The sequence below is a fragment of the Pseudoalteromonas sp. genome, assembly GCF_041629635.1.
Classification (GTDB): domain Bacteria; phylum Pseudomonadota; class Gammaproteobacteria; order Enterobacterales; family Alteromonadaceae; genus Pseudoalteromonas.
This window is the reverse complement of sequence record NZ_JBFKMX010000170.1, coordinates 1-6559: the sequence shown is the minus strand read 5'-3', so window position 1 is coordinate 6559 and position 6559 is coordinate 1. Positions and strand designations below refer to the sequence as shown.

5 protein-coding genes and 4 tRNA genes are annotated in these 6559 nt (G+C 41.1%); 7 read left to right on the top strand and 2 right to left on the bottom strand.

Going from position 1 to position 6559, the window contains the following annotated elements; translation table 11 throughout:
• Positions 1-46 precede the first annotated feature (46 nt).
• Together ABYD77_RS16955 and ABYD77_RS16950 are read left to right on the top strand one after the other, a co-directional pair.
• Positions 47-799, top strand: coding sequence for a ThiF family adenylyltransferase (locus tag ABYD77_RS16955; RefSeq protein ID WP_372771277.1), 753 nt, complete (start codon positions 47-49; stop codon positions 797-799).
• Between the two features lie 151 nt (positions 800-950).
• Complete coding sequence (locus ABYD77_RS16950; RefSeq protein ID WP_372771276.1) at positions 951-3152, top strand: M14 family zinc carboxypeptidase; 2202 nt, start codon at positions 951-953, stop codon at positions 3150-3152.
• A 39-nt stretch (positions 3153-3191) separates the two neighbouring features.
• On the opposite strand, the gene asd is transcribed toward ABYD77_RS16950, so the two are convergent.
• On the bottom strand, positions 3192-4097 hold the full coding sequence (gene asd, locus ABYD77_RS16945) for an archaetidylserine decarboxylase (RefSeq protein ID WP_372771275.1): 906 nt from the start codon (positions 4095-4097) through the stop codon (positions 3192-3194).
• Between the two features lie 54 nt (positions 4098-4151).
• Positions 4152-5207, bottom strand: a complete 1056-nt coding sequence (gene rsgA / locus ABYD77_RS16940) for a small ribosomal subunit biogenesis GTPase RsgA (protein ID WP_372771274.1) — start codon at positions 5205-5207, stop codon at positions 4152-4154.
• 111 nt (positions 5208-5318) lie between these two features.
• On the opposite strand from rsgA, the gene orn reads away from it, so the two are divergent.
• From orn to ABYD77_RS16915, 5 genes are all read left to right on the top strand, one after another.
• Entirely contained in the window at positions 5319-5864 is a 546-nt protein-coding gene (orn, locus tag ABYD77_RS16935; RefSeq protein ID WP_372771273.1) for an oligoribonuclease, read from the top strand.
• Between the two features lie 168 nt (positions 5865-6032).
• Positions 6033-6108: transfer RNA gene (locus tag ABYD77_RS16930), tRNA-Gly, on the top strand.
• Positions 6109-6193: 85 nt separating this feature from the next.
• Positions 6194-6269 (top strand) — tRNA-Gly (locus tag ABYD77_RS16925).
• A 25-nt stretch (positions 6270-6294) separates the two neighbouring features.
• Positions 6295-6370: transfer RNA gene (locus ABYD77_RS16920), tRNA-Gly, on the top strand.
• Between the two features lie 108 nt (positions 6371-6478).
• Positions 6479-6554, top strand: a tRNA-Gly gene (locus ABYD77_RS16915).
• Positions 6555-6559 lie beyond the last annotated feature (5 nt).

The window sequence follows — 6559 nt, the reverse complement described above, 5'->3', positions numbered from 1 at the left end:
ATCCTGAAGCGGCGATTGTAGAACTTGAGAATGTGCTGAACTAGCTATGTTATCGTTATCAAACCAAGAATTAATTCGTTATTCTCGCCAGTTACTATTGCCAGAAATTGATGAGAATGCGCAACTTAAATTAAAAGCGGCGCGCGTATTAATTATTGGTTTGGGTGGCCTTGGTTCACCTGCAGCGTTCTATTTGGCAGCTTCGGGTGTTGGGCAGTTGACTTTAGTTGACCATGATGAGGTTGAACTGTCTAACTTGCAGCGGCAAATTCTCTATAAAATTAGTCATATAGGGCAAAATAAAAGTAAAGCCGCTGGCAAAACACTACAGGCACTGAATAACCAAGTATCACTATCGACAATCTCAGAAAAGTTGGATGAGCAAAATGCCAAGGCGCTTATCGAAAATTGTGATTTAGTACTCGATTGCAGTGATAATTTTAAAACACGTTATTTAGTTAATCGCCTTGCTAAGTTATTTGCTAAACCGCTTGTTTCGGGTGCTGCAATGGGCTGGCAGGGGCAATTGTGTATTGTCGATAACAAAGATGATAACGCACCTTGCTATGAATGCTTGTTTGCCAACCAAGGTGCAAGTAGTGCACAAAACTGCGATACCTTAGGCGTTATCAGCCCACTGTTAGGTGTAATTGGCGCACAGCAGGCAATCGCGGCAATACTTTTACTGATGGGTGAAGATAACTTGCCACAGTTTTTACAATTTGATGCTCGTAGTTTTAAGCAAAGCGCTTTTGCATTTGCATTGTCAAAAACCTGTACAGTGTGTAACAAGTGTTAGGCAAAATTTGTATTCGGCTTAAAGCGGTTCAACTCTACGTAAAACTACCTTTCATTTACATTTTTCAACGTTATGGTATTTGTGTTTTTACCCAGATTAGGTATTTTAAGCTAATAATCTAAATTCAGGTTAAAGCTTATTGGAGGGAAACATGCTAAGACCATTATTAATTTCTGCTGCAATGCTTTGTGCGGCAAATGCGCATGCGCAACAATCACAACATTTTTTAGTCACTTTTCCAAATACGGATGTTGAAAATAAAGCAAAAATAAGTTTGCACCATAACTTAATTGGCGATCGCTCCAATGGTGTATTGTTTACGCTTAGCGAAAAAGAGCAATCCTTATTAAAACGCTTTGGTGCAACCTTGCAACCAGCAGATAATCTGGCAAAACAATTTTTAACAAAGCAACAAAACATCTTTGATAAGTTGACTAACAACAGCACGGGGATCCCAGGTTTTAGCTGCTACGCAACGGTTGAAGAAACCATCCAGCAAGTAGACGACTTAGTTGCGGCGCATCCACAGTACACCGAACTTGTTGATATCGGCGACTCTTGGCAAAAGCAACATAAGGGAGAAGGCTACGATTTAAAAGTTTTAAAAATCGGTAAAAAAGATTTAGTTAATCCGCCTGTTTTATTTATTCAAAGCGCCATGCATGCGCGAGAATTAGCAACAGCCGCGCTGACATTAGATTTTGCCAAACAGTTATTAGCCGAGCGTGAAACCAATGCCGATATCAACTGGATTTTAGAAACACAGCAAATTCATATTCTCTTTCAAACAAACCCTGATGGACGAAAAATTGCGGAAACAGGGGTTTCTCAGCGTAAAAATGTCAACGAAAATCACTGCGTAGAGTCAAGTGTTGGCGTTGATTTAAACCGTAACTTTAGTTTTGGTTGGGGCACGGTCGATGGCGGCTCAAGCGGGGATGCTTGTGCTGCAACATATCGAGGTGATAGTCCAGGTTCAGAGCCTGAAGTGGCTGCGGTTGAAAATTATGTTCGCAGTATTTTTCCTGATCAACGCGGACCAAACGTTAGTGATGCGGCGCCAGAAAATACCCAAGGGCTATATTTAGATATTCACAGCTATAGTAAACTTATTTTATGGCCTTGGGGTGGCAGCTATGATGCAGCGCCAAATGCTAAAGGTTTAGAATCATTAGGGCGAAAATTAGCTTATTTCAATAACTACACACCTATGCAATCGGTGGGGTTATATCCCACAGATGGTACTTCAGATAATCTTGCATATGGTGAACTTGGTATTGCGCATATCACATTTGAGTTAGGCACCGCTTTTTTCCAATCGTGTAGTCACTACAACGCATTAATTAAGCCAAGTAACTTAAAGGCATTGCTTTATGCGGCTAAGGTTACAAGAGCCCCTTATCAACTTTCTCAGGGACCTGATATTACAGATATCAATTTAGCGCTGAATGGTGATGGGAAAATAGCGCTGAAAGCCAATGCTACAGATACACGTTTTAAAGACAGTAGCTCTTGGCCGACACATACTATAACTAAAGTAAGATATGCAATTAACAATTTAGTCTCTGAAAACAATGCGCAACTTGCGACGTTTAGTGATGGCAATGCAAATAGCACTACTGAGCAGTTTGAGATTATGGTCAATGATCGTGAGCTAATTAATAAAAAAGCGACCGTGTATATACAAGCTCAAGACAGCGAGGGGTACTGGGGTACTATCACCGCCCACAGCATAGACACTAACCCACCAAGCGTTGCTGGCAATATTAATTGTAGCGGTGCTAAATGCCAATTTAATGTGGAAAATGCTGAGAGTGGTTTAGATTACAAATGGCAACTTTCCACAGGTGATGTGTTTGAAGGGGAGAGCGCGACATATGTGTTGCCTTCGCTTGGCAGTTATTCTGCAAGCCTTGTTGTGACTAATTCTATTGGTGTTTCAAATAGCTTAGCTATGGACTTTAATGTCACTGAGTTATTTGCGCCTGAAGCGGTTGTTTCACACCTGTGTAACTATTTAGTGTGTGAGTTTGATGCATCGGACAGCACGGATGTTGATAGCAATACATTAACATATACTTGGAATGCCGAAGGCTCATCAATAAATGGTGAACTATTTACATATACATTTTCACAAGCGGGCAGCTATAAAGTTGAGCTAATTATCACTGATGAGCATGAGCAAGAAGCGCGTTATGAGTTAGATTTACAGGTTGAAGCAGAACCAGATCCAGTTCCATTGCCGAAAGTAATCGATGATGTTAAAAAGGACTCATCTGGCAGTAACTCATTGTTTGGTTTGCTTGTTCTCACTTTAGGTGCATTTATAAGAAGATCACGAGTAAAACATTAAAAAAGGGAGCTGTTGCTCCCTTTTTCATGTTAAAGCTGATTAGTCTTCAGAAGGCGCTTCAGCTTGTTCGCTCTGTTCTTTATTTTTGATTTTAGCGAAAGGCGTACCCATGCGCGTTACTGTACCAGCAACTTCACTATCAAGGAAATCAGCCACTTCTGAGCCCCATGCAAGAATAACGGTAGAACCTAATTTAAAGCGGCCCATTTCGTCACCTTTATTTAAAATTAACTGGTTATGACCGTTATCTGGGTAATCCCATGTAAATACGTCTTTGCCAGCAGGTGGTGTTACTGTGCCTGCCCAAATTGTTTCGATGCTAGCAACGATTGTTGCACCAACTAATACCATGGCAAGTGGGCCAATTTCAGTATCAAAAATTGCAACTACACGCTCATTACGTGCGAACAAATTTGGTACATTTTCAGCGGTGAGTGGGTTAACCGAGAATAAGTCACCCGGTACATACACCATTTTGCGTAGCTTACCGCTAATTGGCATATGAATACGGTGGTAGTCTTTTGGCGCTAGGTAAATAGTCGCAAATTTACCACCTTGGAATGGTGCAGCTACATTTTCATCGCCACCCAATAATGCTTGTAAGCTAAAGTCATGACCTTTAGCTTGAATTAAGCGGTCATCAACAATATCCCCCAGCTGAGAAATTTTACCATCTACTGGGTGAGCAATAATGTGTTTATCTTCAGCAATTGGGCGTAAACCTTCTTTTAATGGGCGAGTGAAAAACTCGTTGAAGGTTTTGTAGTGAGCAGGATCTTCATATTTGGCTTCGCTCATATCAATGCCATACTGCTTAATAAAACCTTTGATTAAGCTGGTTGTAAGCTTGCCAGCTTGAGCTGCTGCTAACTTGCCAACTAAGCGAGATATAAAGTGTTTTGGCATGGCGTACTGCGCGCCAATTTTGAATTTATCTAAACTCACGTGGTGGTATCCCTAAAAAATTTTTCGTATTTTACATCAAGTTGTTGAATGACTCTATACTCTTGGATTGCGCGCACCAGCGCGGCCATCTTCCATTGACTCTAAAATGCGGTGGTAGCTATCAAATCGTAATTCGCTAATTTTACCTTCATCTACCGCATCGCGAATAATGCAGCCAGGGTCGTCAAGGTGTTTACAGTCTCTAAATTTACAGCCACCAATGAACTCACGGAATTCTTTAAAGCACCAAGTTACGCGGTCATTTTCTAAATGCCACAAGCCAAATTCACGAATTCCCGGGGAGTCAATGAGATCACCGCCAGATGGTAAATGGTGAAGTGTAGAAACGGTCGTGGTGTGCTGACCTAAACCAGAAACTTCAGAAACTTCTTGGGTTAAAATATTGGCATCCGGTAATAGGCTATTTACTAAGGTTGATTTACCAACGCCCGATTGACCGACAAAAATGCTGCTTTTATCTTTTAATAATGCTTTCAGTTCAGCTACGCCTTGGCCCGTTTTATTACTGATGAAATACACTTGGTAGCCAATATCGCGATAAATATCGAGAACTTCATCAAGGTATTCAATGCCTTCATCATCGAGTAAATCGACTTTGTTGAGAACTAAAATAGGTTCGATGCCCATATCTTCACAGGCGACTAAATAGCGGTCGATAATGTTGGGTGTAAATTCGGGTAAAACGGCAGAAACCATAAGTATTTGGTCAATATTAGCGGCAACCACTTTAACACCGTCGTAAAAATCAGGGCGCGTAAGTTGGCTGGTGCGTTCTTCCACAAGTTCAATTACGCCTGCTAAGTCGCCATCGCTCACTTTTGCGCGGCGAAAAACAACATTATCACCACACACAAGACTTTTGATCGTTCGGCGAATATTACAGCGAAGAATATCGCCATCAGTGGTTTCTACATCGGCATGCTGACCAAAACGGCTTATAACGCGCGCAGCTTGTTGCGGGCCAAGATTATCGGATTGCCAAGTTTGTTCATTTGCCTGCGGATTACCTTTTGCTTGCTTTAAACGTTTTTGATGATTGGCGCTAATTCTACGAGATTGACCTTTACTGAGTTTTTTCCGTTTTGCCACTTTTAGCCTATAACTTAAATAACACTTAAAAAAAGCGTTTTATCTATTGAAGAAGCATAATATGATATATCCAAATTCATTAAATCGAAAGGAAAGCACCGCTAGGTAGATATGGCTTTTCATGAATCTAATTTAATTTGGCTTGATTTGGAAATGACTGGATTAGAGCCAAGTCAAGATCGCATCTTAGAAATTGCTACAGTAATAACAGACTCTGAGTTGAATGTGCTAGCTGAAGGCCCTGTTATTGCGGTACATCAAACGGATGATGTATTAGCAGGTATGGATGAGTGGTGTACTAACCAGCACGCTAGCTCAGGGTTAACTGAGCGCGTTAGAAAAAGTAAACACACGGAAGAAATGGCAATTCGTGAAACTATTTCCTTTTTAGAACAATGGGTACCAAAAGGTGTTTCTCCTATGTGTGGCAATTCAATAGGCCAAGACAGACGCTTTTTAAATATCTATATGCGTGAATTAGAAGATTACTTTCACTATCGCAACATTGATGTTAGCTCAATTAAAGAGCTAGTTAGACGTTGGTCGCCAGATATGCTTAACCTTGTTAAAAAGCAAGGCACGCACTTAGCACTGGACGATATTCGAGAGTCAATCGCTGAATTACGTGTATATCGTCAAAATATCTTTAAAATTTAAAAAAATTTAGCTTTGCTGCTTGCAAAGCTAATTTCTTTATGTAAAATCACGCCCCGCTTAGACGATAAAAGGCTTTAAGCATAGGAATGCGAGTACAGTTCGGCTGCTCGAGGTAATAACCGCAACTTAAGTTGTGCTTATGCCAAGCTAAAAAAAGCTGATTGGAGTGCGAGTATAGCTCAGCTGGTAGAGCGCGACCTTGCCAAGGTCGAGGTCACGAGTTCGAACCTCGTTACTCGCTCCAAATTTAAAAAAAATTCTAAAAAGAATTTTTTTATACAATAGATTAAAACAACCAGAAGGTTTTAATCTTAAAACTGCATGATGATGCGAGTATAGCTCAGCTGGTAGAGCGCAACCTTGCCAAGGTTGAGGTCACGAGTTCGAACCTCGTTACTCGCTCCAATCATTCAAAAATGCATTATGTGATGCGAGTATAGCTCAGCTGGTAGAGCGCGACCTTGCCAAGGTCGAGGTCACGAGTTCGAACCTCGTTACTCGCTCCAAATTTTGGAAAGTGTTAATAGGTACTTGGTTATGCCAAGGTCGAACTTTTAATATCAAGAGTTCAAACCTCGTTACTCGCTCCAACCATAAAAAATGCATATCGTGATGCGAGTATAGCTCAGCTGGTAGAGCGCAACCTTGCCAAGGTTGAGGTCACGAGTTCGAACCTCGTTACTCGCTCCAGTTCT